The following is a 24,617-nucleotide window of genomic DNA, read 5'->3' as shown; positions in this document are numbered from 1 at the left end:
CTCCGAATCGGAAGGTGAGGTGCACTACTTGCATCCTTCTTCTGCATGACCATTGAACCGCCTCATCGGCCCCTGCTAGCTTGCCGCCACTCGGCCGCCCCACCCGCCGTCACCGAAGACCGGGAGTTCCGATGAAGCACTCAAGACCCGTGCTGCTCACCGCCATGGCCCTCCTCATGTCGACGGCCCCCGCGCTGTCGGCCGTGGCGGCGACCGGTCAGGGCGCGGCCTCCGCGTCCGGCGCCGGGTCCACCGCCTCCCAACTCGCCCTGCCGGACCCGGGTTTCGAGAACGGCGGGGTGGGCTGGACCTTCAGCGCCGGTGCCGGGGTCGGCGAAGGGAACGTCCACAGCGGCAGCCGTTTCCTCTACCTCGACGCCGGTGCGGGCAAGCGGGCCAGCCAGACCCTGATCGCTCCCCGCGACGGCAGTTACGACTTCTCCGCGTGGATCGGCAGCGCCGGGACCGGCGGTACGTACACGATCCGGCGCAACGGCGAGACGGTCGGCTCGGTCGAGCTGCCGGAGCGCCGCGCCTACGCCCGCTACACCGTCAGCCGCGTCGACCTGAAGGCGGGCGACCGGCTGGAGATCGTCTTCGCTTCCGGCACCGCCTGGGTCAACGCGGACGACCTGATGATCTCCCCGGCCGCGCCCGCCGACCCGAAGGTCACCTCGTCCGACCCGGAGGTCGTGGCGATGTTCGACTGGGCCAAGCGGAAGGCGAACAGCTGGGTGCAGCTGCCCGGCACGGTGGGCCCGGTCAACGCCGACGAGTACCACACCAGCGGCACCGGCACCGCGACGTACGGGCCCACCTACTGGGCCGGATACGCCAACCGCAGCGCCTACTACTCCCGTGACATGACCCACCAGCTCGCCGGCGCCCACCTCATCGGCCTGGACACCGAGAACGAGACGATGCTCCGCTCGTACGCGGCGTCGGCGACCGCCGAGCACAAGTACTTCCCCGTGTGGTCCCTCAATTTCGACGCCCAGACGTATCTGAGCATCGACTACCGCGGCCCGGACGACTTCGTACGCGAGGTCCCGGCCACCTTCGAACTCGTAGAGAAGGCGGCCCAGGCCTACCTGTGGACGGGGGATCGCAGATACGTCGACGACCCGGTGCTGTGGGACTTCTACCGGCACGCCACCGAGGACTTCATCGACCTGCACAACAGCGCTGTGCCCAACGGGAAGGTCAAGGTCGCCGAGGGCACCGGCAACGGCATCTTCGCCGGCGCGGCCAGCTACAACGAGCAGGACGGTGACGGGCTTGCCGAGGCCGGCGACGGCATCGCCTCCGAATACCAGGCCTACTTGGCGATGGCCGTGCTCGCGCGCGGCAAGGGCGACACCGCGCTGGCGAAGAAGTACGACCGCAAGGCCGCCGACCTCAAGGCCTACTTCAACGACACCTGGAGCGGCACCGGCAGCGGCGCCGCCATGGTCCGTGCCTACACCCTCTCCGGCACGCCGGTCACCGGCTGGGGCAAGGAGAACAGCGTCTTCATGCCGATGAAGCAGATCATCGACCCGGGCCCGCGCAACGACGCCTACCTCGACTACATCCAGGCACAGGAGCTGGGCCCGGACGGTTCGCCCAACATCGAGTCCACGACGTACCTGCCCGACATGTTCTTCAAGAACAACCGTGCCGACACCGCCTGGTGGTGGATGAAGAAGATCTACGGCGAGCGCGAACAGCAGCACATCAACTCCAGCCAGGGCCCCAACGGCGACTACCCCGAGGTGTCCTTCACCCTCGTCAGCCAGACCGTCGAGGGTCTGATGGGCATCACCCCGAACGCCGCGGACCACCAGGTGACCACCCAGTCCCGGCTCCCCTCCGGGATGAAGTGGCTCCAGGTGGCGGACATACCCATCGGCACCGGCACGGTCACCGTGCGCCACGACGGCGCGACCAAGACCACCCTGACCAACAACTCCCGCCACGGCGCCTACACCTGGGAGGCCCGCTTCCCGGGCGCCCACAAGAAGATCACCGTCAACGGAGTCCCCCAGCACGCCCGCACCAAGACCGTCAACGGCGTCACCTACACCTACGCGACACCCACCGTGCGCGCCGGAGCCACCACGGTCGTCCAGGTGACCGGCTGACTCACCACCGTGTCAACGGCCGGGCCGGTCAGCGTCGTGCATCCCCGCGTCCCGGCCGGCGCAGTCCGCGGGTTCAGGAGGACAGGAAGGGACGCAGTCCCTTCACCGGCGCGTCACCGCGCCGCGGCGGCCAGGATCAGCGGCAGGAACGCGACGACGAGTTTTCTCACCGGAATCGCGCCGCGTTGGCCCGGGCCCAGTCCGCGAAGGTGCGGGGCGGTCGGCCGGTGACTTCCTCGACGGACGGGAACACGGTTGCCTCGTCCAGCTTTCCGCCGGAGTAGAAGCTGAAGAACGCGTCGACGTACTGCTCGGGCATCTGGGCGAGCATCTCCGCGCGGGCCTCGTCGTCGGGCTGGGCCTCGTAGCGGATCTCGCGGCCGAGTACCTCGCCGAGGATGCGGACCCGGTCTCCCGGACGCAGCGCCTCCGGGCCGGTCACCGGGTACGCGCGGCCCTCGTGTTCCGCCGAGGCCAGCGCTTTCGCGGCTACGGCGGCGATGTCGGCCGGGTCGACGACGGCGGCGGGAACATCCGGCCAAGGCGCCCGCACCGCACCGGCCTTGATCATCGGCAGCCACTGGAACGCGTTCGTCATGAACATGCGTGGGCGGACCATGGTCCACGCGAGCCCGGACGCACGCAGTGCGTCCTCGGTGTCGATCATGTAGCGGGCGACGGCGTTGGTCCGGTCGCCGGTCTCGGCCGAGCCGCCGGACATCAGTACGACGCGACGCACGCCGGCCTTCTCCGCCTCGGCGAAGATCTCCGGTGCGTAGCCGCTGAGCAGGAATAACGCCTCCGCGCCGGTCAGCGCCGGTGCCAGGGACGTCGGGTCGGTCAGGTCCCCGGCCACGGCCTCGGCGCCGGGCGGCACCGTCGCCGCCGCCGGATTCCTGGTCAGGGCCCTCACCTGCTCACCACTGTCGACCAGCAGGCGGGCCACCTCACGCCCGACGTTTCCGGTCGCGCCAGTCACGACGATCATGCGCACTCCCCAGTTGTTAGGGATGGTTCCCTAACAAGTAGGCTACGTGTGCATGAGACGCACTGCCCAGGAGACGCGGGAACACATCCTGACGGTGACGCACGACCTCTTCTACTGGCACAGCATCAAGGGCACCGGCGTCGACACCATCGCCGCAGCGGCCGGTGTCGCGCCGACGACCCTCTACCGCCTGTTCGCGTCGAAGGACGATCTCGTCGCGGCGTACGTCGAGCGCGCCAGTGGGCTCTACAAGCAGTGGTTCCTCGACGCGACGGCCGAAGGCTCGCCCGACGACCGGATCCTCTCGCTGTTCGACGCGCTCATCGAGCAGGTGCAACCCGAATACTGCCGGGGTTGCCCCTTCCTGATGGCCATGGCCGAGTTGCCGGACGCGTCGGTGAAAGCGCACACGCTGGCCGTCGAGACCAAGGCGTGGGTCCGCGAGCAGATCGGCGCACTCACCCCGTCGGGCGTCCTCGCGGACCAGATCTTCCTTGTCATGGAAGGCGTTTACGCCTCCGTGCAGTCACACGGCGCCGACGGTCCCGCACGGCAGGCACGCGGGCTCGTCGAGTCGCTGCTCGGAACGGCCCGTTGAGGAACGGCCGGTGGCTGTTCCGGAAGTCCCGGCCGTAGTACCGGTCCCAGTTGGCCGACCACGTCCATCCCGCGCGAACCCCTTGGCGTGATCGACGTGGTCACCACCCTGGAACTACCGGGGCCGCCGCCGACACCCTCGAGCGCGTCCCCCTCGTCCTCGCCGGCCAAGTCCCCTGGGGCGGTGCTGATGTGGGCTCCCCAGGGCGCAGGGCGTCAGGTCTTGGGCTTGAGAGTGCTGCCGGGGCGGAGTTCGCCGTCCTTGTTGAGGTCGTTCAGTACGGCGGGCAGGCCGACGCTCAGCATCTTTCTCCGGACGTGACCCAGGATCTGGGTCATCAGAAACCCGCCCACACCCGTGAAGCCGGTGTGGTCGTAGGTGAATCGCGTTCCCTTGCCGTGAGGTTCGACGCGGTAGGCGACCTCGGTGGTCTCGCTGCTGCCAGGGTCGGTCCACGAGTAGCGCAGCAGTCGGGGCTCGTCCACCTCCAGCATGACGCACTCGACGATGCCGCTCCAGCCGGGCTTGGGCTTGGCGACGAACTGGAACCGGGCGCCGACGGTGGTGGTGAATCCTTCCGGGTGTGCCCCGGCTCCGGTCGCGGTCCACAGCGGTATGAGCCCGGGGTCGGTGACGGCGTGCCAGACCTTGGCGGGGGAGTGCGGGTAGTCGCGGACGATGTGGATGGCGCTCATGGTGCTCCTGCAGCAGTCACGAAGATACGGAAGATACAGTCACTGGAAATTTACAGTAGCAGTAAATATTCTGCTGCTGTACTACCCTGGCGCCATGAGCACGGTGGACTGGACGGCATGGCGCCCGGAGGCTACGGAGCCCGAGGCGGAAGGCTTGCGGGAGCAGAAGAAGCGCCGGTTGCGGCAACGCCTGTCCGACACCGCGACCGAAATGTTCCTGGAGCGCGGCTTCGACGCTGTCCGCGTATCAGAGATCGCCCAGGCCTGCGGAGTCTCGGAGAAGACGGTATTCAACTACTTCCCCACCAAGGAATCGCTCATCCTGGACCGAGGCGAGACCACGATGGCCGCCCTGCGTGCCGGCCTGGCCGACATGGACCACTCTCCGGTCGAGGCGGTGCTGCGGATCCTCTCCGACGAGTTGCGCGCCATGACGTCCTGGATCGCCGCGCAGGACGACCCCGTCCACGCCGCCGCCATGATCAGGCGCTTCGGCGCGCTGACCAGGTCCGCGCCCTCGTTGAGGGCCTACCACCGGGACATGACCGACCGGCTCGTCACCGTCGCGGCCGAGGCGCTGGCCCAGCGCACCCGCACACGTCCGGACGACCCGGAACCGCAGATCGCGGCAACCGCCCTGCTCGGACTGTGGTCGATCCAGTTCCAAAGCCTTGGGAAACACCTGAACGGCGCCCACACGCCGACACGGATCCAAGAGGCGGTGACCGCCGACGTCCGCCGCGCGGCCACACTCATCGACACCGGCCTGACCTCGCTCAAAGACGCCACTCCGACCCGTTGACGTGCTCAGCCGCACGATCACGACCAGGGCTGGACTGCTGGGGGCAGGACGCAGGCAATGGGGAGGCGTCCGAAGGAGGATCAGTCGGCGGAGTCGGCCTGCAGTGCGAGGAGGAGCGCCAGCCGAGTGTCGGGCGTGTGGAGTCCGTCGCCGAAGAGTTGCTCCAGCTGCCGCAGCCGTAGCGGACTGTCTGCGGGTGAACGTTCAGCCGGGCCGCCGTGTCGGGGACGTTGTGGGATTGGTGCCGACGTGACAAGGAGACGCCTGTGAACGTCGCCGGGGCAGGAGCTACGCCGGTGTCCGGTCGGCGGCCCGTTCCAGGCGGACGATCACGCTCTTCGACGTGGGCGTGTTGCTGATGTCCGCGACGCTGTCGAGCGGCACCAGGACGTTGGTCTCCGGGTAGTAGGCGGCCGCCGATCCCCGGGGCGTCGGGTAGGCGACGACGCGGAAGGCGTCGGCGCGGCGCTCGGAGCCGTCGGTCCACACGCTGACGAGGTCGACGAGGCTGCCGTCGTCGAGGCCGAGATCCGTGAGGTCGGCGCGGTTGACGAGGACGACACGCCGGCCGCCCTTGATGCCCCGGTAACGGTCGTCCATCGCGTACGGGATCGTGTTCCACTGGTCGTGCGAGCGCAGCGTCTGCAGGACCAGGTGGCCCGGCGGCGCCTGGAGCATCGTGAAGTCGTTGACGGTGAAGACGGCCTTCCCGGCGGGGGTGCGGAACACCTTCTCGTTGACCGGGTTGGGCAGCCGGAAGCCGCCCGGACGCCGTACCCGCTCGTTGAAGTCCCCGAAGCCGTCGACGACTCGGGCGATGCGGTCGCGGACGAGGTCGTAGTCGGCCTCGAAGTCCGCCCAGGGAATGTCCGGCCCGGAGCCCAGGACCCTGCGGGCCAGGCGGCTGATGATCGACACCTCGCTGATCAGGTGCGGGGAGGCCGGGGCGAGACGGCCGCGGGTCGCGTGGACCTCGCTCATCGAGTCCTCGACGGTCATGAACTGCTCGGCGCCGGCCTGGACGTCACGGTCGCTGCGCCCGAGCGTGGGCAGGATCAGCGCGGTGCGTCCGCACACCGCGTGGGAGCGGTTGAGCTTCGTCGAGATGTGCGCCGTCAGACGGCAGTTGCGCAGCGCCCGCTCGGTGGCGCCGCTGTCGGGCGACGCCCGCACGAAGTTGCCCGCGACTCCGACGAACAGCTTGGCACGTCCGTCGAGCATGGCCCGGATGGAGTCGACGGAGTCCAGGCCGTGCTTGGTCGGCGCGGTGAAACGGAACTCCTCTCCCAGCCGGTCGAGGAAGGGCTGGGGCATGCGCTCCCAGATGCCCATGGTGCGGTCGCCCTGCACGTTGCTGTGCCCCCGGACCGGACACACGCCCGCGCCCCGGCGGCCGATGTTGCCGCGCAGCAGAAGGAAGTTCACGACCTCGCGAATGGTCGGCACGCCGTGCTTGTGCTGGGTCAGCCCCATCGCCCAGCAGACGATGACACTGCGGCTGGCCAGCACCCGCTCGTGCACCTGCTCGATCTCGTCCCGGCTCAGGCCGGTCGCCTCCAGGACGGCATCCCAGGACGTCTCCCGGATGTACTCGGCGAAGGCGTCGTAGCCCGTGGTGTGCGCCTTGATGAAGTCCCGGTCCAGGACGGTGCCCGGCTCCTTCTCCTCGGCCTCCAGAAGCAACAGGTTCAGCGCCTGGAACAGGGCCAGATCACCTCCGGGCCGTATCTGCAGGAACTGGTCGGCGATGTCCGTGCCACGGCCGATGATCCCGCGTGCCTTCTGCGGGTGCTTGAAGCGGAGCAGCCCCGCCTCGGGCAGCGGATTGACGGCGACGACACGGCCGCCGCGCCGCTTGGTCTCCTCCAGCGCGGACAGCATGCGCGGGTGGTTGGTGCCCGGGTTCTGCCCCACCACGAAGACGAGGTCGGAGTCGTACAGGTCGTCCAGGCTGACGCTGCCCTTGCCGATCCCCAGGGTCTCGTTCAGCGCCGAACCACTGGACTCGTGGCACATGTTGGAGCAGTCCGGCAGGTTGTTGGTGCCGAAGGCCCGCGCGAACAGCTGGAGCAGGAAGGCCGGTTCGTTGGCCAGCCGGCCCGAGGTGTAGAAGAGCGCCTCGTCCGGGTGGTCCAGGGCGCGCAGCTCGTCGGCGAGCAGGTCCAGGGCGTCGTCCCAGCCGATCGGCTCGTAGTGGGTCGCGCCCTCGCGCAGCACCATCGGTTCGGTCAGTCGGCCCTGCTGGTTGAGCCAGTAGTCCGACTTCCGGCTCAGCTCGTCCACCGAGTACTGCCGGAAGAAGTCCGCGGTCACCCGGCGGGAGGTGGCCTCGTCACCGATGTGCTTGGCACCGTTCTCGCAGTACTCGTTGCGGTGGCGATGGTCCGGCCCGGGCTCCGGCCAGGCACAGCCCGGGCAGTCGAAGCCCTTGGTCTGGTTGATGTTCAGCAGGGTCAGCGCGGTGCGCTTCGGCGAGGTCTGCCCGAGCGCGTACTGCAAGGCGTGTACGACGGCTGGAGCACCGGTCGCCCACGTCTTGGGAGCCGTCACCGACAGCTCGGCCTCATCCGGTTCGCCGACATCCCGCATCGCACACCACGCCCCTGGGACCCGCGCGGGCCAGGCACACCCCGCCCACTGTTCCTGCCCACTCTTCGGCAGCCCCTCCGGGCAGGTCAAAGCGGTAGTTCCGATCGGCTGACAGGCGGCGCCGATCACGGCCGCGTGACCGGCGCCGCACGGCGGCCCGCGGGGGATCATTGAGGCGTGCTGCTGCGCCAACTCGAATACCTCGTCGCCCTCGCCCGCGCCCGCCACTTCGCGAAGGCGGCCCAGGCCTGCTACGTCTCCCAGCCGACCCTGTCCGAGGGCATCCGGAAGCTGGAGGACGAACTCGGCATCCCGCTCGTCCAGCGAGGGCGCCGATTCGACGGCCTCACACCGGAGGGCGAGCGGGTCGTCCTGTGGGCACAACGCATCCTCGCCGACCGGGACGCGATGCAGGGCGAGATCCAGGCACTGCGAGCCGGACTCAGCGGCCGGCTCCGCATCGGCACCGTCCCGACCGCGTCCACGGCCGTCGCGCTGCTCACCCAGCCGTTCTGTGCGGCCAACCCGCTCGCGACCGTCCAGGTCTTCGCCGACCTGCAGGCCGTGGACATCGTGAACCGGCTGCGCACGTACGAACTCGACGCCGCCGTCACCTACCACAGCTCCGTCGCCGCGGACGACTTCACGTTCCTGCCGCTGTACCAGGAACGCTATGTCCTGCTGACCCAGCGTCCCGCACCCGGCGCCGGCCCCGCCGAGATCTCCTGGGAGGAGGCCGCCCAGTACCCCCTGTGCCTGCTGCACCCCATGATGCAGGGCCGCCAAGTGCTCGACGCCGTGTTCGAAACGGCGGGAGTGACCGTGACGCCGCGAGTCGAGACCGACTCCATCGCGTCCCTGTTCGCACAGGTCAGAGCCGGGCACTGGGCCAGCGTCGTACCGCATGCCTGGCTGCATGTCTTCGGAGTCCCCGCAGGCATGCGCGCCGTACCCCTGGTCCGGCCCGTCCGCACCGAGCGCATCGGCCTGGTACTCCCGGCCCGCGAGCCGCGCTCCATGCTCGCGCAGGCCCTGATCGGTGTGGCCGACCGGGCGGGCATCTCGGCGACGCTGGAGCGACTCCCCGACTAGAACCTGCCCGCACAGGGGGCTCAACGACAACGGAACGCGGTGATGATCCGGGTGGAGCCGGTGCCCGGTGGCTCATGTGGGGTCCCACGGAGGCCAGTTCCTCCCGATGTGCTCCAACCCACCCCGGATGTGGGTCCCCTTGCTGAGAACCCGACTCCCCGGCCGTGCCGGCGGGCATCTGTCCGACGGCCGTCACAGATGTGACATGTTTTCCGGTGGTGGTCGCGGCGTTCACGCGCCCCAGGCCTACGCTGTGCCGGTGACCAGTGCCGATGTCGCCCGCGGGCCCGCCGCCGAGAGCGGACCCGAGCCGCGTACCCGGTCCGTGATGCTCACCTTCTTCGGCATTCATGTGCTGGGGCGGCCCATCGCCGTGTCGTCGGGGAGTGCGATCGCCGCTCTCGGGAGGCTGGGGAGCACCGAGGAGGCGGTGCGGACCACCTTGAACCGGATGGTCGGACGCGGTCTGCTGGAGCGCCGACGCCAGGGCCGGAAGGCCTACTTCGGGCTGACGCCGCACGCCGTCCAGGTGCTCACGGACGGCAGGGACCGCATCTGGCGCACCGGTGCGGTGAACCGGGACTGGGACGGCCGGTGGACGATGGTCGGGTTCTCGCTGCCCGAGGCGTGGAGCCGTGAACGGCACGACCTGCGCTCCCGGCTGATCTGGGCGGGCTTCGGCCCTCTGCAGAACGGCCTGTGGGTGGCCCCGTCCCGCGTCGACGTCCGGGAGATGGTGGCGGGTCTCGGGATGGAACCCTATCTGCGGGTGTTCCGGGCCGAGGTGGAGTCGCCGACCGACGTCCGTGAGGTACTGGAGCAGGCCTTCGACGTGCCGGCCATCGGCGCGCGATACCGGGCGTTCCTGGAGCGCTGGGACCGCACCGACCCGCTGCCCGTGGCGGTCTCCGGTGACGAACTCGCGGGCCAGCTCCTGCTGCACACCGACTGGCTGGACCTGGTGCGACGGGACCCGCATCTGCCCGCCGAGCACCTGCCGAGGGACTGGCCCGCCGCCGAGGCGGAGACCGTCTTCCGTGGCCTGGCCGACCGCTGGGAGCGCCCGGCCGCGCGCGTGGCCGCCCGGCTGCTCGACACCCTGACGCTGGACTGATCCGCACCCGAACCCGTGCGTCCGGAACACGGCACCGCCTGACTCAATATTGGGCAGTCCATTGACGGCGATGAAAAAAGAGCCCTACATTCGCAGCGCTCTTCCGCTCGCGTCCCCACTCGGTCCCCCTCGACTCGCGGAGCCGCCGTCATGTCCCGACCCCGTTTCTCGACCTTTGCCGCCGCCTGTGCGGCGGCCCTCGCGACCACCCTGATCGGACCGGCCACCGGCGCCCAGGCCGAAACCGCCGATCACTACTCCGGCACCCTGTCCGACGGCGCCACCTGGATCGCGGACAAACCCGCACAGTGGAACGGCACCCTGCTGCTCTTCAGCCACGGCTTCGGACCGACCACCGCGGCCGACGCCCCGTCGGCCGCGGCGCGCCAGGCCCTGCTGGACGCCGGCTACGCCCTCGCCGGCTCCTCCTACGACCCGAACGGCTCGATGTGGGCGCTCGACTCGGCCGAGCGGGATCAGTTCGCCGCGCTCGCCGCCTTCCGCCGGCAGGTCGGCACGCCGACCCGGGTCATCTCCGTGGGCCAGTCCATGGGCGGCCTCATCAACGCTCAGATCGCCCGCGACGGCGCGGGACGCGTCGACGGCTCACTCGGCCTGTGCGGCCTGGTCGCGGGCGGCGTGGATCTGGACAACTACCAGCTGGACGCCGAGTACACCCTGGCCACGTTCTTCGACCCGGCCGACGCCGACAAGCTCGTGAACCTGGACAGCCAGGCCGACGCCGGCGCGCTGGCCGACCGGCTCACCAAGGCTGTGGAGACGGCACAGCAGACCCCCACGGGACGCGCCCGCATCGCCCTGGCCGCCGCCTTCCTCAACCTGACCGACTGGGCTCCGGGCCAACAGCCGCCCGCGCCTGACGACTTCGCGGACCAGGAGCAGCAGCAGTACGCATGGCTGGCCCAGGGCCTGCTCGGGTTCATCGTCCCGGCGCGCTGGTCGGTGGAGCAGTCCGCCGGCGGCAACACGTCCTGGAACAAGGGCGTCGACTATGCCGGCCTGCTGCACAAGTCCAGCCACGCCAAGCAGGTGAAGGCGCTCTACCGCGACGCCGGGCTCGACCTGCGCACGGACCTGAACCGGCTCACCCGCGGTGCGGACATCTCGGCCGACCCGGCCGCGGTGGCTCATCTGAAGCGGACCTCCACGGCCGGCCAGTCACTGGCCGTGCCGCTGCTCGACATCCACACCACCGCCGACCAACTCGTGCCCGTCGAGCAGGAGTCGGCCTTCGCCGGGCGGGTGCGCAGGGCCAAAGACTCCGCGCTGCTGCGACAGGCCTACGTGGCACGCCAGAGCCACTGCAACTTCACCACCGCCGAAGTCGTCGCCGGGCTGCACGCCGTGGAACACCGGCTGGACACCGGGCACTGGGACAACTCCGCCACCAGCGCCGAACTCCAGCACAGCGCCGACGAACTGGACCTCGGCGGCGCCGCCTTCACGGATTACCGGCCGAGCCGGCTGACCGGTACCCGCTGATCCCGAACCACCTTCACCTCATCTCATCCCCAGCTCGCACACCTCAGGAGGCGCTGTGTCCATGACGACCGAACCTTCCGCCAGAACGGCCGCCGGCCCCGGTCTGACCACCGGCACCCTGGTCGCCGGTCTCCTCGCCGTCTGCCTCGCCCAGATCGGGCTGGCCATACCGGCCACCCTCAACGGACTGTTCCAGTCCGACCTGCACCCGGTCGGCTCACAGCTCACCTGGATCTCCGACGCCTTCCTGTTGCCGGTCGCCGTACTGGAGCTGACCTTCGGCCTGCTCGGCGACCTCTTCGGCCGTAAGCGGCTGCTGATCGGCGGCGCCGCGCTGCTGGCCGTGGGCGAGCTGGTCAGCGCCACCGCCTCCGGCGTCCACCAGCTCTGGGCCGGACAGGCCCTGGCGGGTCTGGGTGCCGCGTGCCTGTTCCCGACCTCGCTGGCCATCCTGGCCGCCGGCACCACTTCGCCCGCGCAACGGGCCCGGGTCATCGCCATGTGGGCCGCCCTGCTCTCCACCGGCGGGTTCCTCGCCCCCCTGCTCGGCGGCGTCACCGCCACCTACGGCTCGTGGCGGTGGTCCTTCGTCGTGGTCTTCGCCGTGGCCGCGGCCAGCGCCGTCGTCAGCTCCCTCTTCGTCGTCGACTCCAGTGCCCCCGAAGGGCGGTCACTGGACCTGGCAGGCCAACTGACCATCGGTCTCGGCCTGTTCTCCCTGCTCTACGCCATCATCCAGGGCCCCACGGACGGTTGGGGCTCGCCCTCGATCGTCACCGCCTTCGCCCTGGCGGCAGCGTTCCTCGCCGCCTTCGTCCTCGCCGAGAAGCGCGCCAAGTCCCCGCTCCTTCGCCTCGACCTGTTCCGCAACCGCGCCTTCGCGGTGGCCTCGGTCGTGGCCGTGGTGGGGATGTTCGCCTTTCTGGGCACCGCCTACTCCGTGAGCATCCGGCTGGGCCCGGTGCAGGACCAGGCCCCGATGCGGACGGCCATGGCCTTCGTCCTGCTCAACGGCATCACCCTGGTGATGCTGCCGCTGACGGAACGGCTGCTGAGAACCGTCGCGCCGGGACTGCTGCTGGGCGCGGGGCTGCTGTTGATCGCGGCCGGCGACTACTGGGCGGCCACGCTGCCGATCACCGACACCGCCTTCACCTCGCTGATCCTGCCGCTCGGTCTGGTCGGCCTCGGCTTCGCGATCACCGTCTCGTCGATCACGGCGACGGCCGTCAACACCGTGCCGGTGCACCTGGCCGGCATGGCGAGCGCCACCACCAACCTGCTGCGGGACTTCGGCTTCACCCTCGGCCCGGCCGTCATCGGCGCGGTGGCCCTGAGCCGCGCGGCAAGCGGCTTCTCCGACTCGCTGCACGACTCCGCGCTGCCGCAGGCACTGAAGGGCGCGGGCACGGCCGTACTGGAAGAGGGCGGCCCACTCGCGGTGAACGGTGCCTCGGCGGCGTCACCGAAGCTGTCCGAACTGCACCCGCTGGCCCTGGACGCCCTAGGCCACGGTTACTCGGTCGGCTTCGTCGTCTGCGGCTCGGCCGCACTGTTCTCGGCCCTGCTGGCCCTCGCGACGCTCCGCGGCCGAGCCCAGGAGTAGCGAAGGAGCCTCACAGACGTCGACTCCGGCGTTCGCGATCGCGACGAGACCGTGTTCTCCGTGGTGCGGGACGGCGGGCGCGGCCTGCGCCGGCCGGGGGGGTGTGCACCGGGCCGGTATACCTCCCATCCCCAGGCTCGATGACTGCGGACCTTGTACGTCGTTTCGGGCACTTCTTACGCTGCCGTGCAATTTAGTCGGGCCGTTTCGCTCCATGACCCCGGCGCCGACTCGCACAGGCTCAAAGGAGAGTCCCCACGATGACCGCAAGACCAGCGACCGCGGCCACCGCCACGACGCACCACAACCGCACAGTCCGGATCTCGGGCGCTCTCTGTGCCGCGGTCCTGCTCACCGTCACCGCGGCGGGCTGCAGCAAGAAGAGCTCCGACAGCACGAGCGCCGGTTCCGACTCCTCGTCCGCGTCCTGCGGGACCGTCCCGGCTGCGAAATTCAACGACACGGCCGGTCTGATCAAGGCCCTGGGCTCGGAGTACGCAGCGGCGTACAGCGGCTACTCCGGCACCGTGCAGAAGAGCGCGTGGGCGAACTGGGAGGGCAAGAAGTCCGGCACGATCACCGTCGGCATCTCCGAGTCCCAGCTGGTGAACCCCTACCAGACGCTGATCAACACCGCACTGCAGAAGTACCTCAAGGCACAGGGCTACAAGGTCATCGACCTGGTGTCCACCAACGAGGTCACCAACCAGATCTCGCAGTTCAACCAGCTGATCACCGACAAGGTCGACCTGATCGTCTACCAGCCGCTGGCCGCCGGTTTCGAGTCGGTCGTCGACAAGGCCGCCAAGGCCGGCATCCCGTCGATCTCGGTGCTGAACAACGTGGCCGACGCCAACACCGTCAACGTCGTGCCCAACGCCTTCGCGGCGGGCGAGGCGCAGGCCGCCGCCCTGGCGAAGTCGATGGGCGGGAAGGGCACGATCCTCGGCGTGCACGGCATCAAGGGCGTGCCGATCGACACCGACACCTTCAACGGCGCCAAGGCCGCGCTGGCGAAGTGCTCCGGCATCACGCTGGACGACTCGCTCTACACCGACTTCTCGCCCACCACGGCGCAGACCAAGGTCCAGCAGTACCTGGCGGCGAACCCGACCAAGACCATCGGCGGCGTCCTGGAGGGCGGCCCGATGACCACCGGCATCATCTCGGCCTTCCAGAAGTCCAACGTCACCGTGGCGCCGGTCGCCGACAACGGCCTCACCAAGGGCGGCGTGGCGTACTGGGCGGCCAACCAGAGCAGCTACAAGGGCGTCGGCCTGTACAACCCGGCCGACGGACTGGCCAAGGCCGTCGGCCAGGTGGCCAAGCACATGCTCGACGGTGACGGGGTCAAGGCCTCGGACATCGTCATCAACCCCCCGCTCGTCACGAGCGACAACCTGTCGAAGTTCTCGAAGTCGAGTTTCAAGACCGGCGACGCCTCCACCATCACGGTGGGCGATGTCGGCCAGACATTCGCGGAGACGAGCTACATCGACGGCTTCTTCGGCTCGTAGGGAGCAAGTACGTTGAGCGAGCAGAGCCAGGTGGCCCTCGAAGTCACCGGTCTCGCCAAGTCGTTCGGAGCGACCAGGGCCTTGCGGTCCTGTTCGCTCCGGCTTCTGGCCGGCGAGGTCCATGCCCTGATGGGCGAGAACGGGTCCGGGAAGAGCACCCTGGTCAAGATTCTCACCGGGGTGCACGCCCCGGACTCCGGCGGCTACCAGGTCGGCGGCCGTGCGGTCCGCCTCGGCGGCCCGGCGGCCGCGATCGCCGCCGGTGTGATGGCCGTCTACCAGGAGGTTCTGGTGGTCGGCCCCCGCTCCGTGCTGGAGAACGTCTGGCTCGGCGCCGACGGCGTCTTCCGGCGGAAGATCTCCGAGGCGGACAAGCGGGCCAGGGCCGGCGCCGTACTGGGCGAACTGCTCGGCGCGGCGCCCGACCTGGACACCCCGGTCGAACAGCTCTCGCTGAGCGACCGGCAGGCGTGCGGCATCGCCCGCGCGCTGGTCCGCGAGCCCAGGGTGCTGATCCTGGACGAGGCCACCAGCGCGCTCGACGTGGCCACCCGGGACCGGCTCTTCGAGGCCATCGCCCGGCGCAAGGCGGCCGGCATGGCCGTGCTGTTCGTCTCCCACCGCATGGACGAGGTCGACGCGATCTCCGACCGGGTGTCCGTGCTGCGCTCGGGCGAGTCGGTGGCCACCCTGGACGCCGACGAAGCCACCACGGCCGAGCTGGTGCGCCTGATGACCGGCGCCGCACACCTCACCGACATCCCCGAGGGCGGCACGCTCGCCCTCCGCAGCGGCCCCGCCGCCGACGCGCCGGTACTGCTGCGGGTGCGCGGGGTCAGGCTCCGGCCGGACGCCGAACCGGTCGACTTCGAGCTGCGGGCCGGGGAGATGGTCGGCCTGGCCGGCCTTGAGGGCCACGGTCAGGACGCCTTCATCAAGGCGCTGTGGCACGGTCCTTCGGGTGAAGGGTCCGTCGTGCGCGTGGAGGTGGGCGGCGAGACCGAGATCCGCTCCGAGCAACGGGCGGCGGCGGCCGGCATCGGGTACGCACCGCGCGACCGGCGCGGCGAGGCCCTGTTCGGGACGCTCTCCATCCGGGAGAACTTCTCGGCCGCCACCCAGGACAAGGACACCCGCTTCGGGCTGCTGTCCCGGGCCTCCGCGCTGGGCCGCTTCGCGGAGTACCGGTCCGGCCTCAAGGTCCGGATGGGCCGCGAGTCCGACCCCATCACCACCCTGTCCGGCGGCAACCAGCAGAAGGTCGTCATCGCCCGCTGGCTCGCCCGCCGCCCGGACGTCCTCCTGCTCAACGACCCCACCCGGGGCGTGGACATCGGCGCCAAGCGCGACATCTACGCGCTCCTGGACGAGCTGACGGCGCGCGGTGTCGCGGTCGTCATGCTCTCGACGGAGGTCGACGAGCACATCGAGCTCATGGACCGCGTCCTCGTCTTCCGCGAGGGATCGCACTCCACGACCCTCGACCGCCCGTCCCTGACCCGCCAGTCCCTGGTCGCCGCGTTCTTCGGCCGCACGGTCACCTCATCGGTCGCCGGCTCCGCCTCCCCGGATGGTGACGCATGAATGCCCTCGACTTCCTGCGGGGCCAGCTCGGCAAGCGCCCGTACGCGTTCGCCGGACTCCTCGCGCTGCTCCTGCTGGTGGTCAACACCGCCCTGCAGCCGGCGTTCCTGGCCTTCGACAACTGGGCGGCGGTGCTCGCGTCCTTCGCACCGCTGGCCGTGGCGGCGATGGCCAGCACCCCGGCGATCCTCTCGGGCGGCGGCGGCATCGACATCTCGATCGGCCCGCTGCTGACCCTGATCGACATCGTCATCGTGGCGAACCTGCTGCCCAATGGCCTGACCTCGCCCTTCGTCGTACTCCCCATCTGTCTGGCGATCGGCGCGGTGATCGGCGCGGTCAACGGCGTCCTCGTGGCCGTACTGCGCTTCCAGCCGGTGGTGGCCACGCTCTGCGCCAACATCGTCATCGGCGGCCTGGCCACCCAGGTGCAGGGCGACACCGTGCCCTCCGGCAGCACCTCGTGGACCAAGGACCTGGCCGGTTCCTTCGGCCCGGTCCCCGGCGCCCTGCTGACCATCGGCGCCCCGCTGCTGATCTGGTGGGGCCTGTCCCGGACGCCGTTCGTCAAGGCGCTGTACGCGGTCGGCGGCGACGACGCCACCGCCTTCTCCGCCGGAGTGAACGTGCCGAAGGTCCGCATCGCCGCGTACTCCCTCGGCGGCCTCTACGCGGGCATCGCCGGAATCGCCCTGATGTCCCTCATCAGCGAGGGCGCGGCCAGCATGTCCGCGCAGTACACCCTGCTCGCCATCGCCGCGGTGGCCCTCGGCGGCACCTCGCTGGCCGGCGGCCGGGGCTCCCTCCAGGGCTCGCTGCTCGGCGCGGCCGGCATCTACCTGATCAACAACCTGCTCAACGTGGTGAAGGTGTCCACCCTGTGGTCCACCGCGATCTACGGCGCGATGCTGCTCTTCGCCGTGGTCGTGGGCGCCGCGTTGACCAACGCCCGCAGGAGGGCCGTCGCATGACCACAGACACCGCGGTCGCGGACCCGGCGACGGGAGCGGGCGGGACGCCCCTGCTGCACACCCTCACCGAGTGGCAGCGCCGGTTCCCCCTGTTCCAACTGCTCGCCCTGGCGGCGCTGTACGTCTACGGCCTGAGCACCATCGAAGGCTTCGGCTCGCAGCGCGTGCTCTACGCCATCCTCGTCAACGCCTCGCTGCTGGGCCTCGCGGGCGCCGGACAGACCATCGTCGTCCTGGTGGGCGGCATCGACTTCTCGATCGCCGCGTTCATCTCGGCCGGCAACGTCATCATCGCCGAACTGTGCGGCACCGACCACTGGTCCACCGGGGCCGCGGTGGCGGTCGCGCTGGCCGTCGGTGTGCTGGGCGGACTCGCCAACGGAGTGCTGTCGTACCGCTTCAAGGTCGAGCCGCTCATCGTGACGCTGGGCGTCAGCGCACTGCTGTCCGGTCTGGTGCTCAAGTGGATCAACGGCTCCGCCACCGGGGTCGCCCCGGCGTGGCTGGGCAAGCTGACGGCCGCCAACGGCACCACCATCGGCATCGGCATCCCGCCGGTGGTCGTCATCTGGGCGGTGGTGGCGATCGTCATCGGCCTGGTGCTCACCCGCACCCGCGCCGGACGGAACCTCTACCTGACCGGCGTCAACCAGCCCGCCGCCCGGCTCGCCCTGGTGCGGGTCAACCGCACCTGGATCTACGCGTACGTCGCCAGCGCGGTGCTGGCCACCTGCGTGGGCATCCTGCTCGCGGGCTACTCGGGCTCGGGCAACGTCACGATCGGCGACCCGTACCTCTTCCAGTCCCTGGCGGCGGTCATCGTCGGCGGCACCATGTTCGGTGGGCGCGGCGACTACTGGCGTACGGTGCTCGGCGCGCTCGTGCTGTCGGTGGTCGCCCTGCTGCTCAGCGCCAACCAGCTGTCCTCGGCGTCCCAGGACATGATCACCGGCGGGCTGATCCTGCTCGTCGTGGGCCTCTACGGGCGGGAGAGGCGGCTGCGCGACCGCATCTGACACACCCAGGGCCCGGCGGCACGTCCTTCAGGTGGTCCTGAACGGTGGTCGCCCGCCGGGCTTCCGCCCGCGCTACTGCTCGCGTCCCTCGGCGACAACAGCAGCGACGTCGACCGTCGCGTACGCGGTCGCGGTGACCTCTATGTGTCCCGACCTGAATCAACTAACATAGTGAAATTAGATAGATGAATTCGCTGATCGTTCTCAGGGGTGGCCGTGGACTTCGGACTGACCGACGAGCAGGATCTATTGCGCGCGACGGCACGGCAGTTCGTCGCCGACGTGTGCCCCGCAGAGAAGGCCAAGGAGTGGGACGAGCAAGGTGTCGTACCGCCCGAGCTGTTCCGCGGCATGGCCGACCTCGGCTGGTTCTCGCTGCCCTTCGACGAGGAGGAGGGCGGTGACGGCGGTGGCCCGCTGGAGCTGATCCTCATAGCCGAGGAACTCGGGCGGGCCAGTTTCGACGTGGCCATGTGCTACATCGGGGTGCTCATCCCCGGCATCACCGTGTTCCGGTGGGGGGACGAGGAGCAGCGCCGCTTCATCCGCGAGCAGGTGATGACCGGCCGCCACCGGCTGGCCGTCGGCCTCAGCGAGCCGGACAGCGGGTCCGACGCGGCGGCGCTGCGCACCAGCGCCGAGGACCACGGCGACCACTTCCTGGTGCGCGGCCAGAAGGCCTGGTGCACCGGGGCCGGGCTGCCCCACACCACCATCGCGACCTATGTGCGCACCGGGCCCCGCGAACCCAAGCACGGCGGGATCAGCCTCCTCCTCGTCGACCCGACCACGGAGGGCGTCGAGGTGCGCCGGACGCCGACCCTGGCCCGGCACATCCTGGGCACCAACGAGGTGTTCCTCAACGACGTCCGGGTGCCCAAGGAGAACCTCGTCGGCCCCCGTGACGAGGGCTGGAAGGTGATGCTCTCCAACATCGAGCTGGAGAAGGTGATCATCAGCGGCGGGTATCTCGGCGCCGCCCAGGCCACCTTGGACGAGATGCTGGCGTACTCCCGCACCCGGCATGCCTTCGGACGTCCGATCGGCAACTTCCAGGTCCTCGCCCACGCCATGGCCGACCTGCAGACCGAGATCGACTCGGCCCGGCTGCTGGCCTACCGCGCGGCCTGGCTGCTCGCCCAGGGCAGACCCTGCACCCGGGAGGGCTCGATGGCCAAGCTGAAGGGGTCGGAGACCTATGTGGCCGCCGCCCGGCTCGGCATGCAGGTGTGCGCGGGGCACGGCTTCTCCACGGAGAGCGTGATGAGCTTCCGCTACCGGGAGTCGATCGTCGCCACCATCTCCGGCGGCACCAGCCAGATCCAGCGCAACGGCATCGCCCGCACCATGGGCCTGCGCGGCTACTGAGCCTCCTCCTGCTCCGCGAGCCAGCGCTCGTGCCGTGCGAAATGGCCCTGGTCCCGGGTGACCCAGATCCCGGAGGCCCGGGCCAGTACGGCGCGCGTCGGCAGCAGCACCATCTCGCCCGCGATGTACCAGCGGGAGCCCTCCCGCCGCTCGACCCAGGCCCGCACGCGCAGCGGGTGCCGCACAGGCACCGGCTTGACGAAGCTCACGGTCAGCTCGGCCGTGACACTCAACACCCGGTGCAGCAGCGGAAGATGACCGAGGCAGTCGTCCAGCACGGCCGCCGTCCAGCCGCCGTGCGCGACGTTCGGGCCACCCTCCTGATCGGGCGGGCAGCTGAGGTCGAACCAGGCCACGCCGTCCTCGTCCAGCCGCTCCCGCTCGACTCCCAGGCGGCAGGAACCGGCACCGCGACAGGCACCGCACAGAGCGACGCCGCCGGGTGTACGCGGCGGCTCATGGAACTCCGAGGCCGCCGCCTCCGTGGCTCCGGATCTTGTCGACATCGCGCAACTCCTCGCATCAGAACGCCTGCACACTTCAGAACGTAAGCACGTCAGACATCGGCCAGCAGCGGGCGCAGTGTTCCCGCGATCAGCCGGACCTGGCGGGCCACCATGTCCTCCGGCATGCCGGCCAGGGACGCCCACAGGAAAACCCCCTCGGCCGGCAGGCCTTTCACATACGACCTGATGGCCTCGGCGACGGTCTCCGGCGTGCCGTAGAGGAACTGGCCGACGCCGGTCGCGGCGAGCCCCGTCTCCCGCCACCTGTCGGGGTCGATGGGGCGGGGCACGGGCCGGTCGGTGCCCTCCACCATGTAGCGGCGGTAGCTGTCCCACTGGTACGAGAGGTGTCCGCGCACCACGGGCCAGTCGGCCTCCGGGTCCTCGGTGACGAAGGTGGTGAACGAGCCCTGCATCCGGGCCGCCTCCCCGTCGTACCCGCTCTCGGCCAGCCCCTCGCGGTACGGCGCGAGGAGCGCCGGGTCGAGCGAGAGCAGACCCGTGCCGAGACGCCCGGCCCGCCGGGCGCCCTGCGGGCCCTGGTAGCCGAGCCAGATCGGCAGCGGGTCCTGGAGCGGGACGGGGGTGACCCGGCCCGAGGCCCACAACTCCCGTATGTCCCGCACTCGTTGATCTGTCGTGGTGTAGCGCTTGCCGAGGTCCGCGCCGTACAGCCGGTACTCGGGGACCCGGTAGCCGGTGCCCAGCCCCAGATCCAGGCGGCCGTCGCTGAGGATGTCCACGAGGGCGGCCTGTTCGGCGATCTCGGGGGCCGCGTGCAGGGGCGCGGCCACGACGGCGGTGCCCAGGCGCAATCGGCGGGTGCGGGCCGCGGCCGCGGCGGCCATGGTGAGGGGCTGGGGGAGGTAGCCGTCCTCGAAGCCGTGGTGCTCGGAGAACCACACCGAGTCCAGGCCCAGCCGGTCCGCCTCCTCGCACATCTCCAGCGCGAAGCCGTACAGCCGGGACCAGTTCTGTTGCCAGGGCGGGGGATTGCGCAGGTCGAAGTAGATACCCACCTTCACCGGGAACCTCCAGGGGTGTCGTGCGCCAGGCGGACCGTCGCGTGGGTCACCGCGATCCCGGCGCCGGGCGGCAGCAGTCGTACGGGACGCAGGTCAAGGGTCGCTGTCTCGGGCAGGTCCTCGACCATCGCCGACAGCCGCAGCACCGTCTCCTCCAGGGCGGCCAGATCCACGCCGGGTGCGCCCGCCCTGCCCTCCAGCAGCGGAGCCGCCCGCAGCGAGCGGACCATCTCCCGGGCGTCGCGGTCGCTCAGCGGGGTGACCCGGTGGGCGACGTCCGCCATCAGGTCGGCGTATCCGCCGGTGAGGCCGAAGGAGATGACCGGGCCGAAGACCGGGTCGGAGCCGACGGACAGGAACGCGTCGGGACCCGGGCCCGGGCCGGGGTCGTGGACGGGGATGCCGTAGGCGGCGAGCAGTTCGGCCGCCGTGCCGGTGCCTTCGCTGATTCCGGTGAGCAGGGAACGCGCCCGGTCGACGTCGATTCCCGGCAGGTCGGGGACGACGCCCGCGGCGGTGGAGCGCCAGGCCTGGTAGGCCGCCGCATGCCCGAGCGAGGCGGCGGCCGCCTCCGGGAAGGTGTACGACGGTACGGCCAGCCCGTCCCGGCGCAGCGGGCCGGTGATGCCCGCGCTGCCCAGGAAGCTGGTCACCACCGGCTTTTCGGGCACCGCGGCGGCGGCGTCGAGGATGGCCGACGCCACCTCGTCGGGCTTGTCCGTCAGCGGCGGCATGAACAGGACGATCGCGGCGTCGATGCCGTCGTCGGCGAGGGCGGCGTCCAGGGCCTGCCGGTAGTGGGCAGCGGTCGCCGTCGGGGTGAGGTCGACGGGGTTGCCGATCTCGGCGCCGGGCGCGAGAACCGGGCTCAGCCGCTGCCGGGTCCGCTCGCCGAGCGGGGGCACGCGCAGGCCGTTCGCCGTGCAGGCGCCGACCGTCAGCGCCGCGGGGCCGCCCGCGTTGGTGATCACCGCGACGCGGTCGCCGGGCGGCGGGGGCTGGTGGGAGAGGAGCAGGGCCACGTCGAACAGTTCCTGCAGACCGCGGGTGCGGATCACCCCGGACTGCGCGAACAGCGAACTCACCGCCGAGTCCGCAGAGCCGCCCGGGTGGACGGCGATGATCGGCTTGCGGGGCGCGATACGGCGGGCGATCCGGGCGAAGCGGCGCGGATTTCCGAACGTCTCGACGTGCAGCAGGATCACGGAGGTGGCCGGGTCCTCCTCCCACCACCGGAGCAGGTCGTTGGTGGACACGTCCACGGCGTGGCCGACCGACACGAAGCCGGAGAAGCCGAGCCCGAGCCTTCGGGCGTGGTCGAGTACGGCGAGCCCGAGCGGCCCCGACTGGCTGGACATCGCCACCCGGCCGGGCGCCGGCAGGGCGGGGGAGAAGGTCGCGGCGAGCCGCGCGGCCGGCGTCGTGTTGACCACGCCCATGCAGTTCGGTCCCACCAGCCGCATCCCGGACGCCCGCGCGAACCGGGCCAGTTCGCGCTCCGCGGCCCGGCCGGCGGGACCGGTCTCGCCGAAGCCGCTGGAGACGACGACCACCGCCTTGACCCCGGCCTCGGCGCAGTCCCGTACGACCTCGGGCACGGCCTCGGCCCGGACGGCGACCAGGGCCAGGTCCGGTGCCTCGGGAAGGTCGCGGACATCCGCGTACGCCCGTGCCCCGGCGACCTGTCCGGCGTGCGGGTTGACCGGGAACACGCCGCCGGTGAAGCCACCACGCCGCAGGTTGGCCACGATCTCGTGGCCGATCGTCAGCGGCTCGCGGTTGGCGCCGATCACCGCGACCGACCGCGGTTCGAGCAGGGGCCGCAGGGAGCGCCGTACCGCGGTCTGCTCGCGGCGCTCGGCCCGAGCGAGGGCTTGGGCCTGCGGGTCGACGGCGATCTCGAAGTGGATGATCTGGCCGGGCGGTCCGGCCTCGACCCGGAAGCCGGAGCCGAGGAACACGTTGATCATCCGGGTGTTGTCCGCGAGGACGTCGGCCTCCAGGACCCGGATGCCGCGGGCGCGGGCCGCCGCCGCGATGTGCTCCAGGAGCAGCCTGCCGAAGCCCTCGCTCTGGTGGTCGTCGCGGATGGTGAAGGTGACCTCGGCGTGCTCCGGCTCCTGGGGGTCGCGGACATAGCGCACGAGCCCCGCGATGTCGTCTCCCGCAAGGGCGATCAGCGCCAGTTCGTTGAGGTAGTCCACGTGCGCGCCGCGCCGGATGACGTCGTCGCGCACCCGGACCACGGGTCCGAGGGAGCGGTAGGCGAGGGTCTGCCGGGACAGGCCGGCGACGAAGGCGACCAGCCGGTCGGCGTCCTCGGGCCGCACGGGCCGGACGAACGTCGACCGGCCCGTCCGCACGAGTCCCGGCCGCTCCAGGTCCTCGGGGTAGGGGGGAGCGGCCCCGGGGGTGGTGCCGCTCAGACGGCCGCCTCCTGGGGAGTCTGCTCCGGCAGGCGGAACAGCTCGTCGAAGGTGCCGCGGGTGACCCGGTCGCGGATGTCGTCCGGCACCCCGTCGAACAGCTCGTGCAGCGTGGCCTGGGTGTGGCCGTAGGTGCCCTCCAGGTGGGGGTAGTCGTCGCCCCACATCACGTTCCGGTAGCCGGTGGACTCGACGATCTCCACCGAGCTCTTGTCGTGCTGGAAGGAGGCGTACACCTGCTGCCTGATGATCTCGCTGGGCAGCCGGCTCAGCTTCGGGCGGACGAACATGCCGTGCTGGCGGTAGGCCTCGTCCATGCGGTCGCCGATGGCCGGCACCCAGCCCGCGCCGCCTTCCGCGATGAGCATCCGCAGGTTCGGATGCCGGTCCAGGGCGCCGCCCGCGACCATGTGGGAGATCACCCGCATGCCCGGATAGGTGGTCTCCATGTAGTTGACCACCGCGCCGCCCGGGCCGCGGAAGACGACGGTCTCGCCGCCGGTGCCGATGTGGAAGCCGAGCACCAGGCCGGCCCGCTCCACCGCCGTCCACAGCGGCTCCCAGCGGTCGAGCGCGTACTCCTCGCCGGGCCGGGTCGAGCAGGGCAGGAACACCGCCTGGAAGCCGAGTTCGGCCACCCGCTCAACCTCCTTGACCGCGTCCTCGATGTTCGCGGTCGAGACACAGGCGGGGGTGATGACGCGCTTGTTCCTGCACAGGACCTCGTCGTAGGCCCAGTCGTTCCAGGCGCGCACGGTCTCCCGGGCGAGCTCGCGGTCGGTGATGGAGACCAGCCAGAACCCCATGGAGGGGAAGGCCAGCTGGCCCCACACGCCCTCCTGGTCGAGGTCCTTCAGCCGGACCTTCAGGTCCCAGGCGCCCGGCGGCCGCATGGCGTCCATGAAGTCGCCGAGCTGGCGGTCGACGCGCTGGTCGTCGATGTAGAGCACCTCGTACTTCTCGCCGCGCTCGCTGCGCGGCGCCCGGGCGGCCAGCCGGGGCGGCAGCGCCTCGGTCCACAGGTCGGCGGGTTCCATCACATGGGAGTCCCCTGAGTTGACCCAGAGCTTGGTCATGGCGCTCCTTCGACTGAA

At 70.5% G+C, this 24,617-nt stretch carries 19 protein-coding genes; 12 read left to right on the top strand and 7 right to left on the bottom strand.

The features are described 5' to 3' along the window. Positions 1-131: 131 nt before the first annotated feature. Positions 132-2,123: a hypothetical protein gene (locus tag ACFZDK_RS35220; protein WP_390978293.1), complete on the top strand. Its 1,992-nt coding sequence runs from the start codon at positions 132-134 to the stop codon at positions 2,121-2,123. Between the two features lie 166 nt (positions 2,124-2,289). Here the strand turns inward: ACFZDK_RS35220 and ACFZDK_RS35215 are convergent, their stop codons facing one another. Further along, on the bottom strand, positions 2,290-3,111 hold the full coding sequence (locus ACFZDK_RS35215) for an NAD(P)H-binding protein (protein ID WP_390978291.1): 822 nt from the start codon (positions 3,109-3,111) through the stop codon (positions 2,290-2,292). A gap of 52 nt (positions 3,112-3,163) precedes the next feature. Here ACFZDK_RS35215 and ACFZDK_RS35210 point away from each other — a divergent pair, with 52 nt between their 5' ends. Then, on the top strand, positions 3,164-3,709 hold the full coding sequence (locus ACFZDK_RS35210) for a TetR family transcriptional regulator (RefSeq protein ID WP_390978289.1): 546 nt from the start codon (positions 3,164-3,166) through the stop codon (positions 3,707-3,709). A 215-nt stretch (positions 3,710-3,924) separates the two neighbouring features. On the opposite strand, the gene ACFZDK_RS35205 is transcribed toward ACFZDK_RS35210, so the two are convergent. Then, positions 3,925-4,404: an SRPBCC domain-containing protein gene (locus tag ACFZDK_RS35205; protein ID WP_390978287.1), complete on the bottom strand. Its 480-nt coding sequence runs from the start codon at positions 4,402-4,404 to the stop codon at positions 3,925-3,927. On the opposite strand from ACFZDK_RS35205, the gene ACFZDK_RS35200 reads away from it, so the two are divergent. Continuing rightward, on the top strand, positions 4,403-5,206 hold the full coding sequence (locus tag ACFZDK_RS35200) for a TetR family transcriptional regulator (protein ID WP_390978285.1): 804 nt from the start codon (positions 4,403-4,405) through the stop codon (positions 5,204-5,206). The genes ACFZDK_RS35205 and ACFZDK_RS35200 overlap by 2 nt on opposite strands. A gap of 288 nt (positions 5,207-5,494) precedes the next feature. On the opposite strand, the gene ACFZDK_RS35195 is transcribed toward ACFZDK_RS35200, so the two are convergent. Then, positions 5,495-7,795 (bottom strand): FdhF/YdeP family oxidoreductase, encoded by a 2,301-nt coding sequence (locus ACFZDK_RS35195; RefSeq protein WP_390978283.1) that lies wholly within the window; start codon positions 7,793-7,795, stop codon positions 5,495-5,497. A 177-nt stretch (positions 7,796-7,972) separates the two neighbouring features. Between ACFZDK_RS35195 and ACFZDK_RS35190 the strand changes: the two genes are divergently transcribed. The 9 genes from ACFZDK_RS35190 to ACFZDK_RS35150 all read left to right on the top strand — a co-directional run bounded on the left by ACFZDK_RS35190 (position 7,973) and on the right by ACFZDK_RS35150 (position 19,566). Next, the gene (locus ACFZDK_RS35190) at positions 7,973-8,887 is read left to right on the top strand and encodes a LysR substrate-binding domain-containing protein (protein ID WP_390978281.1); all 915 of its coding nucleotides are present in this window, start codon (positions 7,973-7,975) and stop codon (positions 8,885-8,887) included. Positions 8,888-9,140: 253 nt separating this feature from the next. Then, positions 9,141-10,001, top strand: coding sequence for a PaaX family transcriptional regulator C-terminal domain-containing protein (locus ACFZDK_RS35185; RefSeq protein ID WP_390978278.1), 861 nt, complete (start codon positions 9,141-9,143; stop codon positions 9,999-10,001). Between the two features lie 150 nt (positions 10,002-10,151). Next, a complete protein-coding gene (locus ACFZDK_RS35180) occupies positions 10,152-11,504 on the top strand; it encodes an alpha/beta hydrolase (protein ID WP_390978276.1) in 1,353 nt (450 codons plus the stop codon). Positions 11,505-11,565: 61 nt separating this feature from the next. After that, on the top strand, positions 11,566-13,110 hold the full coding sequence (locus tag ACFZDK_RS35175; protein ID WP_390978274.1) for an MFS transporter: 1,545 nt from the start codon (positions 11,566-11,568) through the stop codon (positions 13,108-13,110). 260 nt (positions 13,111-13,370) lie between these two features. Beyond that, positions 13,371-14,627, top strand: coding sequence for a substrate-binding domain-containing protein (locus ACFZDK_RS35170; protein WP_390978272.1), 1,257 nt, complete (start codon positions 13,371-13,373; stop codon positions 14,625-14,627). A 12-nt stretch (positions 14,628-14,639) separates the two neighbouring features. After that, positions 14,640-16,211, top strand: coding sequence for an ATP-binding cassette domain-containing protein (locus ACFZDK_RS35165; RefSeq protein ID WP_390978270.1), 1,572 nt, complete (start codon positions 14,640-14,642; stop codon positions 16,209-16,211). Continuing rightward, positions 16,208-17,182 (top strand): ABC transporter permease, encoded by a 975-nt coding sequence (locus ACFZDK_RS35160; protein WP_390978268.1) that lies wholly within the window; start codon positions 16,208-16,210, stop codon positions 17,180-17,182. Before ACFZDK_RS35165 ends, ACFZDK_RS35160 begins: the two co-directional genes overlap by 4 nt. Next, positions 17,179-18,198 carry an ABC transporter permease gene (locus tag ACFZDK_RS35155; protein WP_390978266.1) on the top strand — a complete coding sequence of 340 codons (1,020 nt, stop codon included), beginning with the start codon at positions 17,179-17,181 and terminating at the stop codon, positions 18,196-18,198. Before ACFZDK_RS35160 ends, ACFZDK_RS35155 begins: the two co-directional genes overlap by 4 nt. Before the next feature lie 216 nt (positions 18,199-18,414). Further along, a complete protein-coding gene (locus tag ACFZDK_RS35150; protein ID WP_390978264.1) occupies positions 18,415-19,566 on the top strand; it encodes an acyl-CoA dehydrogenase family protein in 1,152 nt (383 codons plus the stop codon). Here the strand turns inward: ACFZDK_RS35150 and ACFZDK_RS35145 are convergent. The 4 genes from ACFZDK_RS35145 to ACFZDK_RS35130 all read right to left on the bottom strand — a co-directional run bounded on the left by ACFZDK_RS35145 (position 19,560) and on the right by ACFZDK_RS35130 (position 24,599). Continuing rightward, entirely contained in the window at positions 19,560-20,072 is a 513-nt protein-coding gene (locus tag ACFZDK_RS35145) for a hotdog domain-containing protein (protein ID WP_390978262.1), read from the bottom strand. The two genes, ACFZDK_RS35150 and ACFZDK_RS35145, sit on opposite strands and share 7 nt — an antisense overlap. A gap of 50 nt (positions 20,073-20,122) precedes the next feature. Continuing rightward, complete coding sequence (locus ACFZDK_RS35140) at positions 20,123-21,097, bottom strand: LLM class flavin-dependent oxidoreductase (protein ID WP_390978260.1); 975 nt, start codon at positions 21,095-21,097, stop codon at positions 20,123-20,125. Continuing rightward, on the bottom strand, positions 21,094-23,427 hold the full coding sequence (locus ACFZDK_RS35135) for a GNAT family N-acetyltransferase (RefSeq protein WP_390978258.1): 2,334 nt from the start codon (positions 23,425-23,427) through the stop codon (positions 21,094-21,096). Before ACFZDK_RS35135 ends, ACFZDK_RS35140 begins: the two co-directional genes overlap by 4 nt. Before the next feature lie 92 nt (positions 23,428-23,519). Beyond that, complete coding sequence (locus ACFZDK_RS35130; RefSeq protein ID WP_390978256.1) at positions 23,520-24,599, bottom strand: amidohydrolase family protein; 1,080 nt, start codon at positions 24,597-24,599, stop codon at positions 23,520-23,522. Positions 24,600-24,617 lie beyond the last annotated feature (18 nt).

Origin of the sequence: Streptomyces sp. NPDC007901, from assembly GCF_042959465.1 — a bacterium.
Taxonomy (GTDB): Bacteria; Actinomycetota; Actinomycetes; order Streptomycetales; family Streptomycetaceae; genus Streptomyces.
Note: the sequence above shows the minus strand (reverse complement) of the source record. Positions and strands in the feature narration are given on the sequence as shown.